This is a genomic window from Arthrobacter sp. 05L428 (assembly GCF_056397665.1).
In genome coordinates this window covers 727,633-751,373 of record NZ_JBFTNW010000001.1, presented here as the reverse complement: position 1 = coordinate 751,373, position 23,741 = coordinate 727,633, and the positions used below count along the sequence as shown (strand labels likewise).

The 23,741-nt window shown below is 68.2% G+C and carries 18 protein-coding genes, 1 tRNA gene and 1 pseudogene; 6 read left to right on the top strand and 14 right to left on the bottom strand.

The features are described 5' to 3' along the window. Positions 1-4: 4 nt before the first annotated feature. The 7 genes from prfA to argS all read right to left on the bottom strand — a co-directional run bounded on the left by prfA (position 5) and on the right by argS (position 10,291). Positions 5-1,078 (bottom strand): peptide chain release factor 1, encoded by a 1,074-nt coding sequence (gene prfA / locus AC1DH3_RS03525; protein WP_441417347.1) that lies wholly within the window; start codon positions 1,076-1,078, stop codon positions 5-7. A 233-nt stretch (positions 1,079-1,311) separates the two neighbouring features. Then, positions 1,312-3,432 carry a transcription termination factor Rho gene (gene rho, locus AC1DH3_RS03520; RefSeq protein WP_476908580.1) on the bottom strand — a complete coding sequence of 707 codons (2,121 nt, stop codon included), beginning with the start codon at positions 3,430-3,432 and terminating at the stop codon, positions 1,312-1,314. A 309-nt stretch (positions 3,433-3,741) separates the two neighbouring features. Further along, entirely contained in the window at positions 3,742-4,728 is a 987-nt protein-coding gene (gene thrB / locus AC1DH3_RS03515; protein ID WP_476908579.1) for a homoserine kinase, read from the bottom strand. Between the two features lie 2 nt (positions 4,729-4,730). Further along, positions 4,731-5,837: a threonine synthase gene (gene thrC, locus AC1DH3_RS03510; RefSeq protein WP_441417344.1), complete on the bottom strand. Its 1,107-nt coding sequence runs from the start codon at positions 5,835-5,837 to the stop codon at positions 4,731-4,733. After that, positions 5,838-7,154, bottom strand: a complete 1,317-nt coding sequence (locus AC1DH3_RS03505; RefSeq protein WP_476908578.1) for a homoserine dehydrogenase — start codon at positions 7,152-7,154, stop codon at positions 5,838-5,840. After that, positions 7,155-8,621 (bottom strand): diaminopimelate decarboxylase, encoded by a 1,467-nt coding sequence (lysA, locus tag AC1DH3_RS03500; RefSeq protein WP_476908577.1) that lies wholly within the window; start codon positions 8,619-8,621, stop codon positions 7,155-7,157. It lies immediately after the preceding gene. Between the two features lie 5 nt (positions 8,622-8,626). After that, entirely contained in the window at positions 8,627-10,291 is a 1,665-nt protein-coding gene (gene argS / locus AC1DH3_RS03495; RefSeq protein ID WP_441417341.1) for an arginine--tRNA ligase, read from the bottom strand. Between the two features lie 170 nt (positions 10,292-10,461). Between argS and AC1DH3_RS03490 the strand changes: the two genes are divergently transcribed. Then, positions 10,462-10,534: transfer RNA gene (locus AC1DH3_RS03490), tRNA-Arg, on the top strand. A 58-nt stretch (positions 10,535-10,592) separates the two neighbouring features. Here the strand turns inward: AC1DH3_RS03490 and AC1DH3_RS03485 are convergent. Both AC1DH3_RS03485 and AC1DH3_RS03480 read right to left on the bottom strand, forming a co-directional pair. Continuing rightward, positions 10,593-11,198: a cysteine hydrolase family protein gene (locus AC1DH3_RS03485; RefSeq protein WP_441417340.1), complete on the bottom strand. Its 606-nt coding sequence runs from the start codon at positions 11,196-11,198 to the stop codon at positions 10,593-10,595. 111 nt (positions 11,199-11,309) lie between these two features. Beyond that, positions 11,310-12,287 (bottom strand): cation diffusion facilitator family transporter, encoded by a 978-nt coding sequence (locus AC1DH3_RS03480; RefSeq protein WP_441417339.1) that lies wholly within the window; start codon positions 12,285-12,287, stop codon positions 11,310-11,312. Between the two features lie 138 nt (positions 12,288-12,425). On the opposite strand from AC1DH3_RS03480, the gene AC1DH3_RS03475 reads away from it, so the two are divergent. Together AC1DH3_RS03475 and AC1DH3_RS03470 are read left to right on the top strand one after the other, a co-directional pair. Continuing rightward, positions 12,426-13,472, top strand: coding sequence for a M4 family metallopeptidase (locus tag AC1DH3_RS03475; RefSeq protein ID WP_441417338.1), 1,047 nt, complete (start codon positions 12,426-12,428; stop codon positions 13,470-13,472). Positions 13,473-13,511: 39 nt separating this feature from the next. Further along, positions 13,512-13,865, top strand: coding sequence for a protealysin inhibitor emfourin (locus tag AC1DH3_RS03470; RefSeq protein WP_441417337.1), 354 nt, complete (start codon positions 13,512-13,514; stop codon positions 13,863-13,865). Here the strand turns inward: AC1DH3_RS03470 and AC1DH3_RS03465 are convergent. Beyond that, positions 13,862-14,827 carry a GlxA family transcriptional regulator gene (locus AC1DH3_RS03465; protein ID WP_441417336.1) on the bottom strand — a complete coding sequence of 322 codons (966 nt, stop codon included), beginning with the start codon at positions 14,825-14,827 and terminating at the stop codon, positions 13,862-13,864. The two genes, AC1DH3_RS03470 and AC1DH3_RS03465, sit on opposite strands and share 4 nt — an antisense overlap. 81 nt (positions 14,828-14,908) lie before the next feature. Between AC1DH3_RS03465 and AC1DH3_RS03460 the strand changes: the two genes are divergently transcribed. Together AC1DH3_RS03460 and hrpA are read left to right on the top strand one after the other, a co-directional pair. Continuing rightward, positions 14,909-15,076 (top strand): hypothetical protein, encoded by a 168-nt coding sequence (locus AC1DH3_RS03460; protein WP_175322851.1) that lies wholly within the window; start codon positions 14,909-14,911, stop codon positions 15,074-15,076. Between the two features lie 88 nt (positions 15,077-15,164). Beyond that, positions 15,165-19,172, top strand: a complete 4,008-nt coding sequence (hrpA, locus tag AC1DH3_RS03455) for an ATP-dependent RNA helicase HrpA (RefSeq protein WP_476893298.1) — start codon at positions 15,165-15,167, stop codon at positions 19,170-19,172. Positions 19,173-19,212: 40 nt separating this feature from the next. Here the strand turns inward: hrpA and AC1DH3_RS03450 are convergent, their stop codons facing one another. The 3 genes from AC1DH3_RS03450 to AC1DH3_RS03440 form a co-directional block, all read right to left on the bottom strand. Then, positions 19,213-19,641, bottom strand: coding sequence for an HIT family protein (locus AC1DH3_RS03450; protein ID WP_441417334.1), 429 nt, complete (start codon positions 19,639-19,641; stop codon positions 19,213-19,215). Then, positions 19,638-20,798, bottom strand: coding sequence for an NAD(P)-dependent alcohol dehydrogenase (locus tag AC1DH3_RS03445; RefSeq protein WP_476893297.1), 1,161 nt, complete (start codon positions 20,796-20,798; stop codon positions 19,638-19,640). Before AC1DH3_RS03445 ends, AC1DH3_RS03450 begins: the two co-directional genes overlap by 4 nt. Positions 20,799-20,868: 70 nt before the next feature. Then, entirely contained in the window at positions 20,869-21,201 is a 333-nt protein-coding gene (locus AC1DH3_RS03440; RefSeq protein ID WP_476893296.1) for a hypothetical protein, read from the bottom strand. A gap of 189 nt (positions 21,202-21,390) precedes the next feature. Between AC1DH3_RS03440 and AC1DH3_RS03435 the strand changes: the two are divergent. After that, positions 21,391-22,855: pseudogene (locus AC1DH3_RS03435) on the top strand (HNH endonuclease). Positions 22,856-22,860: 5 nt separating this feature from the next. Here the strand turns inward: AC1DH3_RS03435 and AC1DH3_RS03430 are convergent. After that, positions 22,861-23,736: a sulfurtransferase gene (locus AC1DH3_RS03430; protein ID WP_476892278.1), complete on the bottom strand. Its 876-nt coding sequence runs from the start codon at positions 23,734-23,736 to the stop codon at positions 22,861-22,863. Positions 23,737-23,741: the final 5 nt, after the last annotated feature.

The window sequence follows — 23,741 nt, the reverse complement described above, 5'->3', positions numbered from 1 at the left end:
CGTACTAATCGCCGATGGCGTCGAGGCGGGCCTGTTCGTCCATCTCGATGGCGGACTGGATCACCGGCTCCAGGTCGCCGTTCATGACCTGGTCCAGGTTGTACGCCTTGTAGCCGGTGCGGTGGTCGGCGATCCGGTTTTCCGGGTAGTTGTAGGTCCGGATGCGCTCGGAGCGGTCCATGGTGCGGATCTGCGACTTGCGCTGGGCCGAGTTCTCGGCGTCGATCTGCTCCTGCTGGTGGGCCAGGATGCGGGCGCGCAGCACGCGCATGCCGGCTTCACGGTTCTGCAGCTGGGACTTCTCGTTCTGCATCGCCACCACGATCCCGGTGGGAAGGTGGGTGATGCGCACGGCCGAGTCGGTGGTGTTGACCGACTGGCCGCCGGGGCCGGAGGAACGGTAGACGTCGATCTTGAGATCGTTCTGGTTGATTTCGAGCTCTTCGGGCTCGTCCACTTCGGGGAGCACCAGGACGCCGGCGGCAGAAGTGTGGATACGCCCCTGCGACTCGGTCACCGGCACGCGCTGCACCCGGTGCACGCCGCCTTCGAACTTCAGCCGCGCGAACACGCCCTCGGCAGGATCGTTGGAGTTGCCCTTGACGGCCATCTGGACGTCCTTGTAGCCGCCCAGGTCCGATTCGGTGGCGGAGATAATCTCGGTTTTCCAGCCACGGGATTCCGCGTAACGGCTGTACATGCGCAGCAGGTCCGCGGCGAACAGGGCAGCCTCGTCGCCGCCTTCGCCGCCCTTGACCTCAAGGATCACGTTGCGGGCGTCGTCCGGGTCGCGCGGGATGAGCAGGCGGCGCAGCTTGGCCGCGGCCGTCTCCAGGGCAGCCTCAAGCTCGGGCACCTCCGCGGCGAACTCCGGATCCTCGCCGGCCATTTCCTTCGCGGCCGACAGGTCATCGCTGATGCTTTCCCAGCGGTGGTAGGCCTCCACAATGCCGTTCAACTGCGCCGACCGCCGCCCCAGCTTCCGGGCCAGCTTCTGGTCAGCATAAACAGCAGGATCCCCAAGCTGGGCCTGGATAGCAGCATGCTCATCCAACAGCCCCTGTACGGACTCAAACATTTCAAAACCTCTTTCGACTTGGAACCAAGTCTAGTTACGACAACAAAACTGGACCGCGGCTGGCGACTTAACGACGAAGCCGCACGGATTTTTCCGCCCCGGGAGTGGCTTCGGGCCTGCCGGAGCCGGGTGGCGTGCGATCGTAGATCGAACGCCACCCGGCGGAGGGGCGGGGGCGGAAAATCCGTGCGGCGTTAGCGCGCGGGACCGCCAGAATCTAGCGGTTAATGCAGCTACTTGTCGTTATCGGACTTCGCACCAAGCGTCGTCTTCTGCACCTGCATGAGGAACTCGACGTTGCTCTGGGTCTCCCGGATCTTGTTGGTCAGCAGCTCAAGGCTCTGCTGCGTTTCGAGTCCGGAGAGGACACGGCGCAGCTTCCACATGATCTTGACTTCCTCGGGGGACAGCAGGTTCTCTTCGCGGCGGGTACCGGACGCGTTGACGTCCACGGCCGGGAAGATGCGCTTGTCCGCGAGCTGGCGGGACAGGCGCAGTTCCATGTTGCCCGTGCCCTTGAACTCTTCGAAGATGACCTCGTCCATCTTGGACCCGGTCTCGACGAGCGCGGTGGCCAGGATGGTGAGCGAGCCGCCGTTTTCGATGTTGCGGGCTGCACCGAAGAAGCGCTTCGGCGGGTACAGCGCGGCGGAGTCGACACCGCCGGACAGGATGCGGCCGGAGGCGGGCGCGGCCAGGTTGTAGGCGCGGCCCAGTCGGGTCATAGAGTCCAGCAGGACCACAACGTCCATGCCCATTTCCACGAGGCGCTTGGCACGCTCGATGGAAAGTTCGGCCACGGTCGTGTGGTCATCGGCGGGGCGGTCGAAGGTGGAGGCAATGACCTCACCCTTGACCGTGCGCTGCATGTCGGTGACTTCTTCGGGGCGTTCGTCAACGAGCACCATCATGAGGTGGACCTCAGGATTGTTGGTGGTGATGGCGTTGGCGATGGACTGCAGGATGAGCGTCTTGCCGGCCTTCGGCGGCGAGACGATCAGGCCACGCTGGCCCTTGCCGATCGGGGCGACCAGGTCGATGACGCGGGGGCCGATCTTCTTGGGGTCCGTCTCGAGGCGCAGGCGCTCGGAGGGGTACAGCGGGACGAGCTTGGCGAATTCGACGCGGTCCTTAAGTTCCTCGGGGGTCTTGCCGTTGACCGAGGTGACGCGGACCAGCGCGTTGAACTTCTGGCGGGCCGACTGCTGGTTGCTGCGGTCTTCGCCTTCACGCGGGGCGCGGATGGCGCCGACGACGGCGTCGCCCTTGCGCAGGTTGTACTTCTTGACCTGGGCGAGCGAGACGTAGACGTCGTTCGGACCCGGCAAGTAGCCGGAGGTGCGGATGAACGCGTAGTTCTCCAGCACATCCAGGATGCCGGCGACGGGCAGCAGGACGTCGTCTTCGGTGACCTCGACGTCGTCGACGTCGGGTCCCTGGGAACGGCCGCGGCGGCGTTCGTTGCGGTCGCGGAAACGGTCGTTGCGCGGGTTGTTGTCGCGGTTGTCCTGGCCGCCGGAGCGGTCGTTGCGATCGTTGCGATCGTTGCGGTCACGACGGTTACGGCGGTTGCGGCGGCTGCCGCCGTCGGAATCGTCGTTGTCGCGAGTGTTGTCGCGGGTGTTGTCGCGGGTGCCGGACGTGTTGTCGCGGGTGTTGTCCTCACGGTTGCCACGGCCGCGGGTGTTGTCGCGGCGCTGGCCGTCGTCGCTGCCCTGTTCGGCCTGGCGTTCCTGGCGCTGTTCGACCGAGGCCTGCTCGGCCGGGGCTTCCACGGCTGCTGCCGGCTGGGCTTCGCCCTGGCCGGTGGCCTGGGCTGCTGCCTCGCCGCGGCGGCGGTTGCGGGTCCGCGGCTGGCGGGTGCGGTCGCTGCCTTCAGTGCCCTGCTCTGCCGGGGCGGACGGTGCCTGCACCGGGGCAGCGGCGGACTGCGCCTCTACCGCGGCGGCGGGTGCCTCAGCAGCAGGGGTGGTGATGACGCCGTCGCTGCCTGCGCGGCGGCTGCGGCCCCGGGTCCGGGCCCGCGGGTTTTCCTGGGCCGGAGCCTCGGCTCCGTCAGTTGCGGGAGCCACGGCCGGGGCAGAGGCGTGGGCAACAGAGCCGTTGTCGCTCGCCTTTTCGGCGGCGCGTTCGGGTGCCTTGCTGACCGGGGTACCGGCACGGTGGGCGGAAATGGCGGTCACCAGATCACCCTTGCGCATCCGGGAGCCGCCGGAGATCCCCAGCTGGCTGGCCAGGGCCTGGAGCTGGGCGAGCTTCAGGCCGGCGAGGCCGCTGCTCTTGGCGGGTGCTGCCGTTGCGGCAGCAGAAGATGATGTTTCCACAGCTGAAGACAGCTCAGTGGTTTCGGTCACGAAGGATCCTTCCCCCTCGACGGCGTCCAGGCTAGGAGCTGGACGCGGTGATTTGATCTGGGCTGCAGTTCAGATCTGCAGCCGGGATTTCGGCCTTGCCGGTTGGATTTCGGCCGGCAGGGCCGGTTACTGCTACACCAAGACACGCCCCGAAATTGAGGAACGGCCGGCTGACACTTCAGGGGTACAGAGGAATTCTGCAGCTTCCTGCGTCAGACCGAAAGCAGGTGGCACCGGAAAATATTGCGCAGTGAAAGATGAGAGAGGGCAACTTGGCCAACATCGCGGTCTTATAAAAAGCTTGCGTGATTACCGCCGGTGCACTTCCACTTTAGCACCCTCAGTGTCTACAGCCAGCTTCATCACACGCCAGGCGACCTCCGGCGTGTTGTCCGCGGTGAAAGCTCCGATGAACTCGACGACGTCGGCCGCTTCCTCTTCCCCCGCGGCCAGGACCAGCACGGTGGGTCCCGCGCCGGAGACGACGGCGGCATGGCCGGCGCGCCGCAGCGCAGCGATCAGTTCCGCGCTGGGCCGCATGGCCTGCGCCCGATAGCTCTGGTGCAGGTAGTCCTCGGTGCCGGGCAGCAGGAATTCAGGCTTCTGCGTCAGCGCGTGGATCAGGAGGGCGGCGCGGCCCGAGTTCATCGCGGCGGCGTGGTGCCCCACGGAGGCCGGAAGCAGCGCCCGGGCGGCCTCGGTGGAGAGCTCGAAGTCCGGCACCGCGACGACCGGGACAATGCCGGCGTCGACCGTCGCGCAGGTGCTGCTGTACTGGTCACTGTCCTGCCAGGACAGCGCCAGTCCGCCGAAAATGGCGGGTGCGACGTTGTCCGGATGGCCCTCCAGCCGGCTGGTGAATTGCAGGATCCAATCCTTGCCGCGCCGCGAGGCCGCCGGGACGAGGGCGTTCGCGGCGCTGGCGGCGGCAACCACGGCGGCGGCCGAGGATCCGAGGCCGCGGCCGTGCGGGTTGACGTTGTCCGCGGTGATCCGCAACCCCTCGTGGCGGAAGCCCAGCAGGTGCAGCGCTTCCGTGAGGGCCTTGGCCACCAGATGGCTCGCATCGCGGGGCAGGGTATCCGCGCCCTCGCCGCTGAGCTCGAATTCAAGCTCGCCGCTCTCGAGGGTCTCCACCGTCAGCGTGTCGTGCAGCGACAGGGCCAGGCCCAGGCTGTCGTAGCCCGGGCCGAGATTGGCGCTGGTGGCCGGGACCCGGACGGTGACTACTTGCCCGGCCGGAACCGCCGGAATGTCGGCGGGAGATTCGGCCGGGACAGTGAGGGTGGTTTCCAAGGCTATTTTTCTTCCAGTCCCAGTTCGGCGGCCACCGTAACGACGTCGTTGGCGACCTTGACCGGCTGCACGTCGCTGCCGTCCTCGGTGCGCAAGGCCCACTGCGGGTCCTTGAGGCCGTGGCCGGTGACCGTGATGACGATGGTCTTGCCCTCCGGAACCTCGCCCGCGGCGTGCTTCTTGATCAGGCCGGCGACGCCGGCGGCGGAGCCGGGTTCGACGAACACGCCCTCGCGGGCGGAGAGCCAGCGGTGCGCGGAGAGGATTTCCTCGTCGGTGACGGCCTCGATCACACCGCCGGATTCGTCCCGGGCGGCGACGGCGGTGTCCCAGGACGCGGGGTTGCCGATCCGGATGGCGGTGGCGATGGTGTCCGGCTCCGTGATGGGGTGGCCGGCGACGAATGGGGCGGCACCGGCGGCCTGGAAGCCCCACATCACCGGCGTCTTCGTGGCGACTGCGGTTAGGGTGCCGGCGGTGGCGGAGTCGTAGGGCGCTGCGTACTCCTTGTAGCCCTTCCAGTAGGCGCTGATGTTGCCGGCGTTGCCGACCGGGAGCACGTGGATGTCCGGGGCGTCGCCGAGCGCGTCGACGACCTCGAAGGCGCCGGTCTTCTGGCCCTCGATCCGGGCCGGGTTGACCGAGTTGACCAGGAACACGGGGTAGGACTCCCCCAGCTTGCGGGCGATGTCCAGGCAGTCGTCAAAGTTGCCGTCCACCTGCAGCAGGGTGGCGCCGTGCGCGATCGCCTGGCTGAGCTTGCCCATCGAGATCTTGCCCTCGGGCACCAGCACGGCGCACTGCAGTCCGGCCGACGTCGCGTAGGCCGCGGCCGAGGCGGAGGTGTTGCCGGTGGAGGCGCAGACTACGGCCTTGGCACCGGAGGCGACCGCCGCCGTCATGGCCATGGTCATCCCGCGGTCCTTGAAGGATCCGGTCGGGTTCATGCCCTCGACCTTGAGGTAGACGGTGCAGCCGGTGAGCTCGGAGAGCTTCTGCGCGTGCACCAGCGGGGTGCCGCCCTCACCCAGGGTGATGACCTTGGTGGCCTCGGTGACGGGCAGGCGTTCGGCGTATTCGCGGATGACTCCGCGCCATTGGTGAGCCACTTAGACCCCTTCTACCCGCAGTACGGATGTGACGGAATTGATGACGTCCAGGCCCTTGACGGCCTCGACGGTTGCTGCCAGTGCGGCTTCGCTCGCACGGTGCGTGACGATCCGCAGCTCCGCCGACTCCGATTTGGAGGCCGAGTCGCGGTGGATGGTCTGACGCATGATTTCGATGGACACGCCGTGTTCGGCGAAGAGCTGCGCGATCCGGGCCAGGACACCGGGCTGGTCCGCCACGTCGAGGCCGATGTAGTAGCTGGTGATGGCCGCGTCGATCGGCAGCGCGGGGACGTGGCCGGTGGTGGTTTCGGTGCGTCCCGGACCGCCCAGGACGATCCGGCGGGCCGCCGAGACGAGGTCTCCCAGCACGGCCGACGCCGTCGGGGTGCCGCCGGCGCCCTGGCCGTAGAACATCAGCTCGCCGGCGTTCTCCGCCTCGATGAAGACGGCGTTGAACGCGCCGTGCACGGCCGCCAGCGGGTGCTCGCGCGGCAGCAGCGTGGGGTGGACCCGGACGGACACGCCCTCCTTGCCCTCGGGATCGGTGAGCTTCTCTGCGATCGCCAGCAGCTTGATCACGAAGCCGGCGTCCTTGGCCGCGGCGATGTCCGCGGCCGTGACGGAGCTGATGCCCTCGCAGTAGACGTCCTCGAGCGCGAACCGCGTGTGGAAGGAGAGCGAGGCGAGTATCGCGGCCTTCGAGGCGGCGTCAAGGCCCTCGACGTCGGCGGTGGGGTCCGCTTCGGCGTACCCCAGCCGCTGGGCCTCGGCGAGGGCGTCGGCGAACTGCGCGCCCGTGGTGTCCATCTGGTCCAGAATGAAGTTGGTGGTGCCGTTGACGATGCCCAGCACCCGGGTGATCCGGTCGCCGGAGAGGCTGTCCCGGATCGGGCGCAGGATCGGGATGGCCCCGGCGACGGCGGCCTCGTAGGAGAGCTGAACGCCGGCCTTGTCCGCCTCCTCGTAGAGGGTCGGGCCATCCTGGGCGAGCAGGGCCTTGTTGCCGGTCACGACGGACGCGCCGTGCCGGATCGCGGTAAGGATCAGGCTCCGTGCCGGCTCGATCCCGCCCATCAGTTCGATTACCAGGTCGGCGTCCTTGACCAGCGCGTCGGCGTCGGTGGTGAAGAGCTGGTGGGGCAGTTCGACGTCGCGCCGGGCGTCGAGGTTGCGCACGGCGATGCCGCTCAGTTCGAGGCGGGCCCCGGTGCGGGACGCCAGCGTGTCGGCGTCGTCAATGAGAATCCGCGCAACCTGGGCCCCGACGTTGCCACAGCCCAGCAGGGCCACTTTCAGGGTTCGCAATTCCGTCATTCAGACTCCCATGTCGCGGTTCAGCAGATCTTGTTCGGTTTCGCCGCGGACAATGAGCCGGACTGATCCATCGCGTACCGCGACAACGCCCGGCCGGGCCAGATAGTTGTAGTTGCTTGACAGGGCCCAGCAGTAGGCGCCGGTCCCCGGTACAGCGAGCAGATCACCGGCTGCCACGTCCTCGGGCAGATATACATCTCTAACAACTATGTCGCCGCTCTCGCAATGTTTGCCCACCACTCGGGACAGCTGCGGGTCCGCGTCGGAGCTGCGGGACGCCAGAACCGCCGAATAATCCGCGTCGTAGAGCACCGGGCGGGCGTTGTCGCTCATGCCGCCGTCGACCGACACATAGCGGCGCGGGTACGTAACGTTTTCTGCGCCGTTTTCCGGCGCATCCACCCGGACGGTCTTCAGGGTGCCCACCTCGTAGAGCGTGAAGGTGCTGGTGCCCACGATCGCCCGTCCGGGCTCGATCGAGATCCGCGGTGCGGCGATGCCGAGCTCTGCCACCTTGGCGCGGACGACGGCGGCCATCGCCCGGGCGATTTCCGCCGGCGGCCGCGGCGTGTCCACCGGGGTGTAGGCGATGCCGTAGCCGCCGCCCAGGTCCAGCTCCGGCAGCACGATCGAATACTTGGACTGCATCGCGGCGAGGAAGTCGAGCAACTTTTCCGCGGCCAGGGCGAAGCCGTCCGGTTCGAAGATCTGCGAGCCGATGTGGCAGTGCAGGCCCAGCAGTTCGATGCTGTCATGCCCGGCGGCGGCCGCAACTGCTTCCTCCGCGGCGGACAGCCCGGCCTGGTCGGTCGAGTCCCCGGCCATCGAGAGTCCGAACTTCTGGTCTTCATGCGCGGTGGCGATGAATTCGTGGGTGTGCGCGTGCACGCCCGGCGTCAGCCGCAGCATGACTTTCGCCGTTTCGCCGCGGTTCGCCGCGATCGCCGCGACCCGTTCCAGTTCGGCGAGGCTGTCGATGACGATCCGGCCCAGCTTCATGTCGAGGGCGCGGTGGATCTCGCCGTCGGACTTGTTGTTGCCGTGCAGCGCGACGGCGGCGCCGGGGATGCCGGCGCGGGCCGCCACGGCGAGCTCACCGCCGGAGGCGGTGTCCAGCCGGAGCCCTTCCTCCTCGACCCAGCGGACGACGGCGGTGCACAGGAACGACTTGCCGGCATAGTAGACGTCCACTCCCCCGCAGATGTCCGCGAAGGCCTCGTTGAAGGCATCCTGGAAAGCCCGGGCGCGGGCCCGGAAGTCAGTCTCGCTCATCACGAACAGCGGCGTGCCGAACTGCCGCTGGAGTTCGCTGACGGTGACGCCGTCAATGGCCAGTTCGCCACCCTCGTTGCGCTCAACACCGGCGGCCCACATCGGCTTGTGCAAGGCGTTGAGGTTCTCCGGGACGGCCAGCCAGTCCGGGGCCAGCGGGGAAGCTGAAACGCTGTTGTTCTGGTTCGCGGTCATGGCGTTCACATCCGTTCCGGCGCCGAGACGCCCAGCAGTTCCAGTCCGTTGGCGAGCACCTGGCTGGTGGCATCGTTGAGCCACAGCCGGGTGCGGTTCAAATCGGTGATGGCTTCCTCGCCCAGCGGCGCGATACGGCAGGCGTCGTACCAGCGGTGGTAGGCCCCGGCGATGACTTCGAGGTGGCGGGCGACGCGGTGCGGTTCGCGCAGCTCGGCCGCCTTGGCCACGATCGAGGGGTAGCTGCCGAGGTGCGAGAGCAGCTCGTTTTCCGTCGCATGGTCCAGCAGGGACGCGTCGAAGGCGTCTTCGCCCTCCACCCGGCGCTCGACACCGGCGGCTACGGCGTTGCGCGCGGCGCCACGGGAGCGGGCGTGGGCGTACTGGACGTAGAAGACCGGGTTCTCGTTGCTGTGCTTCTTGAGCAGTTCCGGGTCCAGGGTCAGCGGAGAATCGGCCGGGAAGCGCGCCAGGGAGTATCGGACGGCGTCCTTGCCCAGCCAGGAGATCAGGTCCTTGAGCTCGATGATGTTGCCGGCCCGCTTGGACAGCTTGGCGCCGTTGACGGAGACGAGCTGGCCGATCAGCACCTCGATGTTGACCTCGGGATCGTCGCCGGCCGCGGCCGCGATCGCCTTGAGCCGGTTGATGTAGCCGTGGTGGTCAGCGCCGAGCAGGTAGATCTTCTCGGTGAAGCCGCGGTCCTTCTTGGACAGGTAGTACGCCGCGTCGGCGGCGAAGTACGTCGGCTCGCCGTTCGCGCGGATCATCACCCGGTCCTTGTCGTCGCCGAAGTCCGTAGTGCGCAGCCAGACCGCGCCGCCGTCGTCGTAGACGTGGCCTTGTTCCCGCAGGCGGGCGACGGCGTCCGCGATGGCGCCGGCGTCGTGCAGCTCCTGCTCGGAGAAGAAGACGTCGAACTCGACGCCGAACTCCGCGAGGGTCTGCTGGATGTCGTGCAGCTGCGCCTTGTAGGCGGCGCCGCGGATCACCGGCAGCGCGGCGACGTCGGTGAGTTCGCGGATGTCCGGGTGCTGCGTCAGGACCTCGTGGCCGAGGTCGGCGATGTACTCGCCCGGGTAGCCGCCCTCCGGAACGCCGCGCCCGTGCAGCCGGGACAGCACCGAGTGCGCGAAAACGTCCATCTGCGAGCCGGCGTCGTTGATGTAGTACTCCGCGGTGACATCCGCTCCGGAGGCCCGCAGGACGCGGGCGATCGAGTCGCCCAGGGCGGCCCAGCGGGTGTGGCCGATGTGCAGCGGGCCGGTGGGGTTGGCCGAGACGAACTCCATGTTGACCGTGCGGCCCGCGAGCGCCGTATTCGTGCCGTACGCGGGGCCCGCCTCGACAATGGCCTTGGCGAGGGCACCGGCGGCGGCAGCGTCGACGGTGATGTTCAGGAACCCCGGTCCGGCGATGTCGACGGCGGAGACTCCCTCGATTGACGCCAGCCGGGCGCTCAGCAGCCCGGCGAGCTGGCGCGGGTTGGTGCCGGCCGTCTTTGCCAGCTGAAGGGCGATGTTGGTGGCCCAGTCGCCGTGGTCCCTGTTCTTGGGCCGCTCCACGCGCACCGAGTCCGGAATGTCGGCGGCGGCAAGGGCGATTTCACCGGCGGTGACGGCGTCCTTCAGGCAGGCGGATATGGCGAGGGAGAGTTCTTCTGGGGTCACAGTTCCAGCCTACCGGTGGCCCGCGGTCCCGCGGAATTTTGCGGCCGTCATCTTGGCCTGCCGGGTTCCCGGGCAGGTTGCCGGCTTTCCCGGCCCGGCGATTTTCCATTGGAGCCCACCTTCCTGCTAAGCTCTAGGACGTCCCGCCGGAAACGGCAGGATCCCTGATTGCCCTCGTAGCTCAGGGGATAGAGCGTCTGCCTCCGGAGCAGAAGGTCGTTGGTTCGATTCCAATCGAGGGCACAGACAAAACCCCGCCGTTTCAGCGAAACGGCGGGGTTTTTGCGTTCATCGGCAAAGCTCAGGACAGCCCGCTGGAAAATTCCTCGGCCGTCATCGGGGTGGAGAACATCGGGTAGTCGTACGCGATCGCGTTGTCGTGTTCCTCAACGGATGTTGCAGCGACGCAGTCGCTCAGCGTCACGACCTGGTACCCGTTCTCGTAGCCGCTGCGCATGGTTGATTCGACGCAGCAGTTAGTCAGGAAACCGCCCAGGGCGATGGTGGTGATGCCCTTGCTGCGCAGGATGAAGTCCAGGTTGGTGCTGGCAAAGGTGTCCAGGCCCCGCTTGCCTTCAATCACGATGTCGCCCTCTGCCGGCGCCAACTCGTCAATGATGGCCGCGCCCCAGGTTCCCTTCACGAAGACGCCGCCGTCCACGACCCCCTTGAGGATCCCGTACGGATGCTTGCCGAGTTCGTTATAGCCCTCGGCAAACGTGATGGGAGCATGCATGACAGTGACGCCGGCCGTGCGGGCTGCCTCTACAGCCCGGGCCGTGTTGGCGAGCATGTCCGTCTTTTCCATGACCGGCCGGACGGCGTCATGCAGCCCGCCGCCGTCGGAGGTGAAGTCGTTCTGGTACTCGATGAGCACAAGGGCGGTGGTGTTCGGATCAAACTTCAAGGCATCCTCCTGATCGGCGGTGGAACGCCGGCGGCGCTGCCGGCGGTCGAGGTCACAGTATCCGCCGGCCCCGCGCAGGACAAGGGCAGTTGGTCCGGCTTTAGCCGCGGGTCAGGCGCCGGCTCGGCTTTGTCCGGCGTCGAAGTCCAGGGCGGCTTCGTCCGGAGTGGACAAGGTGAGCACGGCTTCCTCCACCGTTTCGTGGTCCTCCAGTTCGCGCTCTATCCGGCGCAGCGCCACCGCCACTTCGTGTTCCGGGTGGTCGCCCTGCAGGTCCACTGCCGCGACCAGGTAGAGCCGGCGCGGGCCGACAAATTCCAGGTGCAGGTACGTGAGCCGGGCGATGTCCCGGTGCTCCAGCACCCGGCGGGCCATGGACTGTTCGATGTCCGGGGTAACGCCCTGGCCCACCAGGAAACGACGGTTGCGGTCGATCAGCACGACGGCGACGACGGCCAGCAGCACACCGACGATGATCGAACCGATCGCGTCCGGCAGCGGCGAGCCCGTGACCTGGTGCAAGAACACGCCGGCAAAGGCCACGACCAGGCCGACGAGTGCTGCGGCGTCCTCGGCGAAGACGGCCCGCAGGGTGGGATCGGAGCTGATCAGGACCTGCTCGAGGGTGTGCCGTTCCAGTTCGTGCGCCGCCTTCCGGGTCTGCCGGAACGCCTGGATGAAGGAGATTCCCTCGAAGACGAAAGCGACGGCCAGGACCACGTAGGCCACTGCGAAGTCGGCTGCCGGCTCCGGCGCAATGATCTGCTGGATGCCGTGCATGATGGACACCACGGCACCCGCAGTGAACAGCCCGAACGCCGCAAACATCGACCAGACGTAGGCTTCCCGTCCGTAACCCATGGGGTGGCTCTTGTCCCGCGGCCTGGCCGAGCGCCGTTCCGCGAAGAACAGGAACACCTGGTTTCCGGTATCCGCCCAGGAGTGGGCCGCCTCGGCGGTCATGGAGGCCGATCCGGTGAGTACGGCGGCCACCGACTTCGCCGCAGCCACAAGGATATTGGCCACGAAGGCGATGATGACCGTCAGCAGGGTCGAGCCGGGTTTCTTTTTCTTCTCCGTTTGCGCCATTGGCCTACCGTATCCAACGGGCAGCCGGACGCGGACCATCCAGCGGACCCCGGAGGGGAAGATCGCCGCGTCCGGCCCTGCCAAATGTCGGTGGCCCCTCGTAGGCTGTTCGCATCGGCAGAAGCAAAGGGGTCTCACATGTACTGCTCCATCATCCCTCCCTACATGTTGCGTCGGCTGGCAGCGCAGCATCATGAACCACGGCTGCTGATCGCAGCCCGTGCCGCCAAAGAAGCCCTGCAGCACGTCAAGAGCTTCCAGGCATCCCGCGCGGCGCCGGTGCCCGCGGCACCCCCGGGACTGCGGCAGCTCACGCCCGGGCCGCCGCAGCGGACCGTATACGACGCGAAAGCCTCGGAGAACCTGCCCGGTGTTCTGGTGCGCAAGGAAGGCGAACCCGTCACCGGCGACCCGGCGGCGGACGAGGCATATGACGGCCTGGGCCACACGCACCGGCTCTACGCCGAGGCATTCGGCCGCAACTCGATTGACGGCAACGGCCTGCCGCTGGATGCCACGGTGCACTTCGGCCAGCGCTACGACAACGCGTTTTGGGACGGCAAGCAGATGGTCTTCGGCGACGGCGACGGCCAGGTCTTCAACCGCTTCACGGCCTCCTTGAGCGTGATCGGCCACGAGCTGGCGCACGGCGTCACCCAGTACACCGCCGGGCTCGCCTACCGGAACCAGGCGGGAGCCCTCAACGAATCGCTCTCGGACGTCTTCGGCGCCCTCGTGGAGCAGTACGTGAAGCAGCAGTCCGCAACCGAGGCGAGCTGGCTGATCGGCGAAGGCCTCTTCACCGACCAAGTGCAGGGAACGGCGCTGCGCTCCATGAAGGCCCCGGGCACCGCCTACGACGACGATGTGCTGGGCAAGGATCCGCAACCGGACTCGATGGACTCCTATGTCCACACCAGCGCGGACAACGGCGGAGTGCACCTGAACTCGGGCATCCCCAACCGGGCCTTCTACCTGGTCGCGACGGCCCTGGGCGGTAATGCGTGGGAAACTCCCGGACGCATCTGGTACGACACCCTGACCGGAGGCTCCCTGCCCGCGGCCGCGACCTTCGGGGCTTTCGCGAAGGCCACCGCGGCATCCGCGAAGGAGCTGTACGGTGCCGAGTCGGCGGAGCATGACGCCGTCCGGCGGGCATGGGAAACTGTCAAAGTGAGGCTGTAACCAGCGCCTGCCTAAGGATCACCCAGTGGAGTCAAGCCAGTGAAGATAACCGTCCAGCGCAGCGGTGGCGTTGCCGGGATGGAGCGCGTCTGGAGTGTGCAGGCGGTGACGCCGGATGACCGGGACCAGTGGCAGCCCTTGATCGAGGCCTGCCCCTGGGACGACCTGCCCGGCCCGGCAGCAGCCGAGTCCGGCGGAATTCCCCAGCCGGACCGCTTCGTCTACCGGATCCGGGCCGGCCAGCGCCGCGCCACCCTGCCGGAGCGGGACCTCGTCGGACCCTGGCGGACCCTGGTGGACAGCATGCGCGCCGCCGCGGAGTCGCTGGCTCAGCCGGAACCGGCGTCGGGCGGTGCCGAGACCCGGGACCGCCCGGACGGGCAGCCCGGTTAGACCGCCGCCAGGTGCCCGCGGAACGTCCGCCGGTAGGACTGCGGGCTGGTGTCCAGCACCTTGGCGAAGTGGTGCCGCAGCAGCACCGAGTGGCCGAACCCGGCCTCCCGGGCGATCTCGTCGATGTTCAGATCCGTGGTCTCGAGCAGCTCCTGCGCCCGCAGCACCCGCTGCGAATTCAGCCAAGCCGCGGGGGTCGCGCCGGTCTCGGCCCGGAACCGCCGCGCAAAGGTCCGCGGCGACATGTGCACGCGGGCGGCCAGCTCGTTGACGGAGTGCTCCTCGTCCAGGTTCCGGACCATCCACCGCAGCAACTCCTCCATCGGCTGCGAGCCGCACCTGGGCATGGGCCGGTCGATGAACTGGGCCTGGCCGCCGTCGCGGTGGGGCGGAACCACCATGTCCCGGGCGATACTCGCGGCCACGTTGGCGCCCAGCTCCACCCGGACCAGGTGCAGGCTGGCATCGATGCCGGCGGCCGTGCCGGCGCTCGTGATGATCCGCCCGTCCTCTACATAGAGCACGTTTTCATCAACCAGCGCGGCTGGGTAACGGCTGGCGAGCTCCTGCGAGTAGTGCCAGTGCGTGGTGCAGCGGCGCCCGTCCAGCAGCCCTGCCCGGGCCAGGGCGAAGGCGCCGGAGCAGATCGACATGACCCAGGCTCCCCGCGCGTGCGCCGCCCGCAGCGCCTCCAGCACGGACTCGGGGACATCGGAGTCCTTGCCGAACGGGGTCATGATGACCAGGTCCGCGTCCGCGGCGGCCTCCAGCCCGAGCGGCACGTGCATCGACAGGCCTGACTTCATGGGAACGTCGCCGGGCTCCGGAGTGCAGACCCGGAAGTCGAAGGCCGGCACGCCGGTGCCGCGGTCCGATCTGTCGACGCCGAACACCTCGAATGCGGTGCCGAACTCGAAGACCGAGAAGTTGGGAACCACGATCATCGCCACTGAATTGATCATGTCTCCAGTGTGGCAGAAATTATAGCCTTTTGGGCATTTCTGCCACTTTTTTTGCATCCCCCACCGGAGAACCATGGAGGTATGGAACTCATCGGAATCGCCCTCATCGTCCTGATCCTCGCCGCCGTCGCAGCCACCCTCCGGGCTCTCCGCAAAGACGGTCTGGGCCACAACCCGCCCGTCCGTTCGGAAGAGTACTGGATGGCCCACGACCTCCCCAGCACCAGCTACACGCTGCGGTTCTTCTAGCCCGCTCCCCCGCCAACCGCTGCCCGGCCCCGCCCAGGGACCGGGCAAACCTATGTCCGGCTGCTGGGCCAGTAGACTGTTTTCAGCCATGACACTGCATATTTCCTACCCCGCCGAGCTGCCGGTCTCCGAGCGCCGCGAGGACCTGATGGCCGCCATCGCCGCAAACCAGGTGACCATCATCGCCGGCGAGACCGGTTCCGGTAAGACCACCCAGATCCCCAAGATGTGCCTCGAGCTTGGCCTGGGCGAAAACGGCCTGATCGGCCACACCCAGCCGCGCCGGCTCGCCGCCCGCACGGTCGCGGAGCGCATCGCCGAGGAACTCGGCGTCGAGATCGGCCAGGAAGTCGGCTTCCAGGTCCGTTTCACCGGCGAGGTCAGCCGCTCCACCAAGGTGAAGCTGATGACCGACGGCATCCTGCTGGCCGAGATCCAGCGCGACAAACTGCTGCGCAAGTACAACGCGATCATCATCGACGAGGCGCATGAACGCAGCCTCAACATCGACTTCATCCTCGGCTACCTCAAGCGGATCCTCCCCCAGCGCCCGGACCTGAAGATCATCATCACCTCGGCCACCATCGATCCGGAGCGCTTCGCCAAGCACTTCGGCAGCGAGGAGGAGCCCTCCCCCATCATCGAGGTGTCCGGCCGCACCTTCCCGGTGGAAATCCGCTACCGGCCGCTCTCCCAGCCCGCCGGCGGCCCCGGCGCAGCTGGCGATGATGCGGACAATTCCTCCGACGACGAGCTCGAAGAGGACCGCGACCCGCTGGACGCGGTGTGCGACGCCGTCGACGAACTCGCCCTCGAGGCCCCGGGCGACATCCTGATCTTCTTCTCCGGGGAACGCGAAATCCGCGACGCCGCCGAGGCGCTCAACGCGCGCATCCAGGCGAACCGGCGGCTGGCCGGCACCGAGGTCCTTCCCCTCTTCGCCCGGTTGAGCCTGCAGGAGCAGCACAAGGTGTTCCACCCCGGCAGCAAGCGCCGGATCGTGCTGGCCACCAACGTTGCCGAAACCTCGCTCACAGTGCCCGGCATCAAGTACGTCATCGACACCGGCACCGCACGCATCTCGCGCTACTCGCACCGCACCAAGGTCCAGCGCCTGCCGATCGAGCGGGTCTCGCAGGCCTCTGCCAACCAGCGCTCCGGCCGCTGCGGCCGTGTCTCCGACGGCATCGCCATCCGGCTGTACTCGGAGGAGGACTTCGAATCCCGGCCGCTGTTCACCGACCCGGAGATCCTGCGCACCAACCTTGCCGCCGTCATCCTGCAGATGACGGCCATGGGTGTGGCCCGCGGGCCGAAGGATGTGGAGAACTTCCCGTTTGTGGAGCCGCCGGACTCCCGAGCCATCAACGACGGCGTCACCCTGCTCCGCGAGCTCGGCGCCCTGAGCGCCGCACGGCAGCCGGAAGCAGCGGACGACGCCGGGACCCGGGCCGGTCGCCGGCCCGCCGGCGGCCGCGGCGGCGGTCTCACCGCCGTCGGGCAGCAGCTTGCCCAGCTGCCGGTGGACCCACGGCTGGGGCGGATGATCGTCGAGTCCGGCAAGCGCGGCTGCGTCCGCGAGGTCATGATCCTGGCCGCGGCGCTGACCATCCAGGATCCGCGCGAGCGCCCAACGGACAAGCAGCAGCTTGCCGCGGAGAAGCACGCGCGGTTCCGGGACGAAAACTCGGACTTCACCGGCTTCCTGAACCTCTGGAACTACCTCCAGGAGAAGCAGCAGGAACTCTCTTCGACCGCGTTCCGCCGGCTGTGCCGCAACGAGTTCATCAACTATTTGCGCGTCCGCGAATGGCAGGATCTTTTCGCCCAGCTGCGCCAGCTCGCCCGGCCGCTGGGCATCAGCCTGGACAACAAGCGGCTTACCGACCCGGTGGGCAACCACGAGGGCATCCACATCAGCCTGCTGTCCGGGCTGCTGAGCCACATCGGCATCCTCGACGAACGCAAGCGCGAGTACGCGGGCGCCCGCGGCAGCCGCTTTGCGATCTTCCCCGGCTCGGCGCTGTTCAAGAAGTCCCCCACGTTTGTGATGGCCGCCGAGCTGGTCGAAACCAGCAGGCTCTGGGCGCGGGTGGCCGCAAAGTTCGATCCGCTCTGGGCCGAACAGGTGGCGCCGGACCTGGTGAAGCGCAGCTACAGCGAACCGCACTGGTCCAAGAAGATGGGCTCGGTGATGGCGCACGAGAAAGTCACCCTCTATGGTGTGCCGATCATCCCCAACCGGCGGGTCAACTACGGGCGGGTGGATCCGGAGCTCTCCCGCGAGCTGTTCATCCGCCACGCCCTGGTGGAGGGCGACTGGCAGACGCACCACAAGTTCTTCCACCGCAACCGTGCCCTGCTCCAGGAAGTCGAAGAGCTCGAGGCACGGATGCGGCGCCGCGACATCCTGGTCGACGACGAGACCCTGTTCGAGTTCTACGACGCGCGGATCGGTAAGGGCGTGGTTTCCGAACGCCATTTCGACAAGTGGTGGAAGGAAGCCCGCCAGCAGGACCCCACGCTGCTGGACTTCGACCAGTCGCTGCTGATCAGCGAGGACGCCGACGCGCTCGACGATTCGGCGTACCCGAAGACCTGGCTGCACAAGGGCTTCGAACTGCCGCTGAGCTACGAGTTCCATCCGGTGGCGCCCGGCTCCACGCCGAACCCGTCCGACGGCGTCACCGCCGAGGTCCCCGTATTGTTCCTGAACCAGCTGGACGACGCCGCGTTCCGCTGGCTGATTCCCGGCCAGCGGGTGGAACTGGTTACGGCCCTGATCAAGTCCCTGCCCAAGCAGGTGCGGAAGAACTTCGTTCCCGCACCGGACGTCGCCCGCCAGGCCGTGGCGGCGCTAGAGGCCGATTTCGATCCCGCGGCGGATGAGCTGGAGCCCTCACTCGAACTCGTACTGCGCCGGCTCCGCGGCCAGGTCATCCCGCCGGGGTCGTGGAACTGGGACGCCGTCCCGGCGCACCTGCGGGTCAGCTTCCGCGTGGTCGACTCCCGCGGCAAGGTCCTCGACGAGGGCAAAGACCTCGCGGTGCTCCAGGAAAAGCTGGCACCGGCCACCCGGCGCGCGATCGCCGAGTCCCTCGGGGCCACGCCGGCCACGACGGCGCCCAAGGCGACAACGGCAGGCACCGCCGGCGGCGGGGCGAACGGCAGATCCTCCGGGGCTCCTGCCGCACAGACGCAGCTCGTCCCGGCTCCGGCCGGCTTCAGGGAGCTGTCCGGCCTGAAGGAGTGGACCTTCGGCACCGTGCAGCGCCAGGTCCAGGGCACCGTGAAGGGCCACACCGTCACCGGCTACCCCGCACTGGTCGACGAGGGCGCCTCCGTGGCCCTGCGGCTCTTCCAGACCTCCGGCGAGCAGGAACAGGCCATGCGCGGCGGGATCATCCGGCTGCTCGCCCTGAAAGTCCCGCCGCCGGACCGCTATGTCCTGGAGCACCTGAACAACACCGAGAAGCTGACGTTCAGCCAAAACCCGCACGGCTCCGTTTCGGCCCTGATCGCGGATTGCGCCCTGGCCGCGATCGACAAGCTCACCCCGGCCGCGCTGCCGTGGGATGAGGCGGCGTTCAAGGCGTTGTATGAGCAGGTCCGGGCGGAACTGATCGACACGGTCTTCACGGTGACCGCCGTCGTCGAGCGGATCCTCGCCAGCACACGGCGCATCGAGAAGCAGCTCAAAGGAACCACCAGCCTGGCCCTGATCAGCGCCCTCAACGACGTCAAGGCCCAGCTGGAGCAGCTTGTCTTCCCCGGTTTTGTGGCACGCACGGGCTACGCCCAGCTGAGCCAGCTGCCCCGCTACCTCGCGGCCATCGAGAAGCGCCTCGAAAAGCTTCCCGGGAACGTCCAGCGCGACGCGCAGCACATGGCGGTCATCCAGGCCCTCGAGGACGACTACGACGACGCCGTCTCCGCGTTGCTGCCCGGCCGGCGGATCGGCACGGAGTTAACCCAGGTCCGCTGGATGATCGAGGAACTGCGGGTGAGCCTTTTCGCCGTCGAACTCGGCACCGCCTATTCGGTGTCCGAAAAGCGGATCCGGACAGTGCTGAACAAAGCGCTGGCGCCGGCGTAGAGCCCCTGGGGAGTGCTGCGCCGGCGCCAGTTCCTGGAAGTTAGGCCTCCGGGACGTGCTCCGCGTGGCCGGCCTTCCGCAGGCCCTCGCGCAGCGTCTCCGCGTTGGCGTCCAGCCGGGCCGGGTCCGGGTGCTGGTCGACCGAACCGAAATCAAAGTCCGCCATCGAGTTGGACGGCCAGACGTGCACGTGCAGGTGGTTGATTTCGTAGCCGGCCACGATCAGGCCCGCCCGGGCGGCGTCGAACACGTCCACCTGGACCGCACCGATCTTGCGGGCAACTTCCATGACGCGGCCCAGCACCTCCGGTGAGGCGTCCGTCCAGCGGTCCACCTCTTCAGTGGGAACCACGAGCGTGTGCCCGTCGGCCAGCGGGCCCACGGTCAGGAATGCGACAACGTCGGGCTCGCGCCAGACGAAGCGGCCCGGGATCTCGCCGTTGATGATCTTGGTGAACAGGGTGCTCATACGTCAGCCTTTTCCGCCGGGGACCCCAGGGTGCTGGTGTCCAGAACAAATCGGTACTTTACGTCGCCGGCCACCATGCGGTCATAGGCCTCGTTCAGCTGGTCCGCACGGACCACCTCGACGTCGGACACCACGCCGTGCTCGGCGCAGAAATCCAGCATCTCCTGGGTCTCGGCGATCCCACCGATCAGCGAGCCGGCATAGGCGATCCGGCGCCGGATCAGCGCACCGGGGTTGACCGGCGGCATAGCTTCCGAGGGCAGGCCCAGCTGGAAGAGCGCCCCGTCCACGCGAAGGGTGCGGAAGTACGGGTTGAGGTCGTGCGGCGCGGCGACGGTGTCGATGATGACGTCGATGCTGCGGTCCGCTGACTCCATGGCCTCCAGGTCCGTGGACAGGACGACGTGGTCGGCACCCAGCTCGCGGGCCGCCGTGAACTTCTGCTCCGACGTCGTGAAAACCGTCACCTCCGCGCCCATGGCCTTGGCGATCTTGACCGCCATGTGGCCGAGGCCGCCGAGCCCGACAACGCCGACGACGTCGCCCTCCTCCACCTCGAAGTGGTTCAGTGGGGAGTAGGTGGTGATGCCGGCGCAGAGCAGGGGCGCCGCGGCGGCCGGATCCATGCCCTCCGGGACCCGCAGGACATAGTTGCGGTCCACGACGATCGCGGTGGAGTAGCCGCCCTGGGTGATGGCGTTGCCGTTGCGGGCATCCTTGGCGCCGTAGGTTCCGGTCATGCCGTTTTCACAGTACTGTTCGAGGCCGTCGAGGCAGCTGTCGCATTCGCGGCAGGAATCGACCATGCAACCGACGCCCACGCGCTCACCAACGGTGAAATCGTCGACGGCGGAGCCCACCCGGGTGACCCGGCCGACGATTTCGTGTCCCGGAATCAGGGGGTAGGTCTGGGTTCCCCATTCGCCGCGGGTGGCGTGCACGTCCGAGTGGCAGAGGCCGCAGAACTCGATGGCGATCTCGACGTCGTCCTCCTTGGGGGCGCGCCGGGCCACGGTCAGCGGAACGAGTCCGCTGTCGCTGGCCGTGGCGCCGTAGGCGGCGGCGAGCGTGGGACGGTCGGTGCCGGCGTCGCTGGCATCGTTGAGGTCGGGAAGCGGTTTGGCGAGGGGCGGCGGTACGGGGCGTCCTGGAGTCATGGTCCGACGCTACCCCCGGGAGTGGATGCGGTGCCACTTTGGGGGTGGAGCGGGACCTGCTGGGGCGCGGCTATTCCGCGTGGAAGTCGATCGTTTTCGTGGTGGTGTTGCCGTCTCCCGGCGTCCCAAAGACGCGCGTCATGCGCGGCACGGTCTCCAGGCCGCCGTGGCGTGGCACGGCATGCTCAGACCACTTCACGAAGACTTCGATAGGGCGCCCGGCTGCCTCCGCTTCGGCCCAGTCAATGGCTGACAGGACGTTTGGAGCATCGCGGACATCCCAGTCGTCGACCATCCACGAGTAGCCTTCGACCGCCGGCCGGGTCCAAATGCGCACCCGGTACTCCGCGGGTCGGTCGTATTCGCCGATGGCCGCGTCCGGGCCGATTGGTTGAATGTCCATCGGCAGATCCTATGCCTGCGGGGGTAAGTCGGCTGGTTCTGGCTTTCAGCACCGGGTTCCGCCGACGGGCCTGACTTCCTTTCGGCGCCGGGGCGGAGGACTGGTTCATGACCCTTCTGGCCCGGCGGCCCTGCCCTGGGCTTTGCTGCGGCCGCCTTAATTGTCATAGCTGCGCGATAGCGTGTTTTTATGGACGGCAAGCAAGGGCCCGACGTGGCTCCGACGGACAGCGTAACGGTCGCGGACCTTGCGCGGATCCTGGCCGGGATCCCCGCCCCGGCCAGCGCCGCGGCCCTCATCGACGAAACACGCGAGCTGGAGGACCTGAAGTCAGCCCTGGCCGCCCGGCAGGCCCGGGACGCCGTCGCCTTCGACCTGTCCCAGCGCCGCGAACAATCCCTGGCCGGCGTTCCCGCCGACCAACTCGGCACCGGCGTCGGCGCGCAGCTCGCCCTCGCCCGCCGCGAATCCCCCGCCAAAGGCGGGAGACTCCTCGGCCTGGCCAAAGCCCTCGTCACCGAAATGCCGCACACCCTCGCCGCCCTGGAAACCGGCCAGCTCAACGAATGGCGCGCCACCCTGCTGGCCCGCGAAACCGCCGTCCTGTCCCCCGCCGACCGGGCCGCCGTCGACGAGGAACTCGCCCCCGACGCCGGGACCTTCACCGGCGCGGGCGACCGCGCCATCATCGCCGCGGCCAGGGCCGCCGCGTACCGGCGGGACCCGCGCTCCATCACCCAGCGCCGGCCACGCCGAAACCGAACGCCACGTCAGCCTCCGCCCGGCCCCCGACACCATGTGCTACCTCACCGCTCTGCTGCCCGTCGGCCAAGGCGTGGCCGTGCACGCCGCCCTCACCCGGCACGCAGACGCTGCCCGCGCCGCCGGGGATCCCCGTTCCCGGGGCCAGCTGATGGCCGACGCCCTGGTCGAACGCACCACCGGGAAAGCCGGCGGGATCAGCGGCATCGACATCCAGCTCATCATGACCGACCGCACCCTCTTCCAGGCCGACAGCGAACCCGCCCGCCTCCCCGGCTACGGCATCGTCCCCGCCGGGTGGGCCCGACGTCTACTCAAAGACTTCGGTGGCGCAGCCGCGGGCGGCTCTAGCGACGAACGCGCCTTCGCCCTCTGGCTCCGCAGGCTCTACACCGCGCCGACCACCGGCGAACTCGTGGCCATGGACTCCCGCGCGAGGCTCTTCCCGCCCGGGCTGCGCCGCTTAATCCAGGCCCGGGACGACACCTGCCGGACCCCCTACTGCGACGCCCCCATCCGACACCTGGACCACATCATCCCCTGGCACACCGGCGGCGCCACCACAGCAGCCAACGGCGCCGGGCTCTGCGAGGCCTGCAACCACACCAAAGAAACCCCCGGCTGGAACGCACAACCCCGCCCCGGACCCCGGCACACCCTCCAACTCACCACACCCACCGGCCACAGCTACCACTCCACCGCCCCGCCGCTGCCGGGAACCGGCGTCCCCTGCCGGCCGCAACCGCGCTCCGGAGAGGACAGAGAAACCAACGACCCTCCAAAGCCTCCGCTCCAGAACAGAAAGCTCAGGCACCGGGCCAAACTGGGGCGCCGGGCGAAGGTCATGGTGGGCGCGCGCCCGGCAGCGCAGCCGGCGGAGTCAGCCGCCTAGCTGAGTCAGCCGCCGTGCGCCGGGCTGGCTTGAGACACATCGCCCTCAGGAGCAGCGCCGGTCACTACGTCGTTTGATGGATTGGTCGACCACTCCGAGAACGATCCCGGGTACAGGGCCGCGCGGAAGCCCGCGATCTCCAGCGCCGCGATCTCGTGGGCCGCGGTCACCCCGGAGCCGCAGTACACGGCGGTCGGCAGACCCGCCTGCACGCCCAAGCCGGTGAAACGTTCGCGAAGCGTGGCTGCCGGGAGGAACCTGCCGTCCGCCGCCAGGTTCCGGGTGGTGGGTGCACTCACGGCGCCGGGAATGTGTCCGGCGCGGGGGTCCACGGGTTCTATCTCGCCCCGGTACCGCTCCCCGGCCCGGGCATCCAGCAAGAGGCCGCTGCCGGACCATGCGGCTGCCTCAGCCGCGCCGATCACCGGCATGGCCCCGTCGGAGAGCACGACGTCACCCGCCTCCACATCGGGTTCGCCGTTCTCGACGTCGAATCCCTCCGCGCGCCAGGCGGCCAGGCCGCCGTCGAGCAGGCAGACCGTCGGGAAGCCTGCGTTGCGCAGCATCCACCAGAGCCTGGCCGCCGCAAGGTTGCCGGTGTCGTCATAGGCCACCACCAAGTCACCGTCCCGGACGCCCCAGCCGCGCGCGGACTCCTGGAACTGCTCCAGCGGCGGCAAGGGATGGCGTCCCCGGCTGGGATCGGCCGGGCCGGCAAGCTCGGCGGCGAGGTCCACGAAGACCGCGCCGGGCAGGTGCGCCTGCAGATAATGCTCCCGGCCGTGCGGGTCGCCAAGCGCCCAGCGGACGTCCAGCAGCACCGTCCGCGCGTCGGAGTCCATCCGTTCCTTGAGTTGGGCCACAGTCATCAAGGTGTCCATCCGCC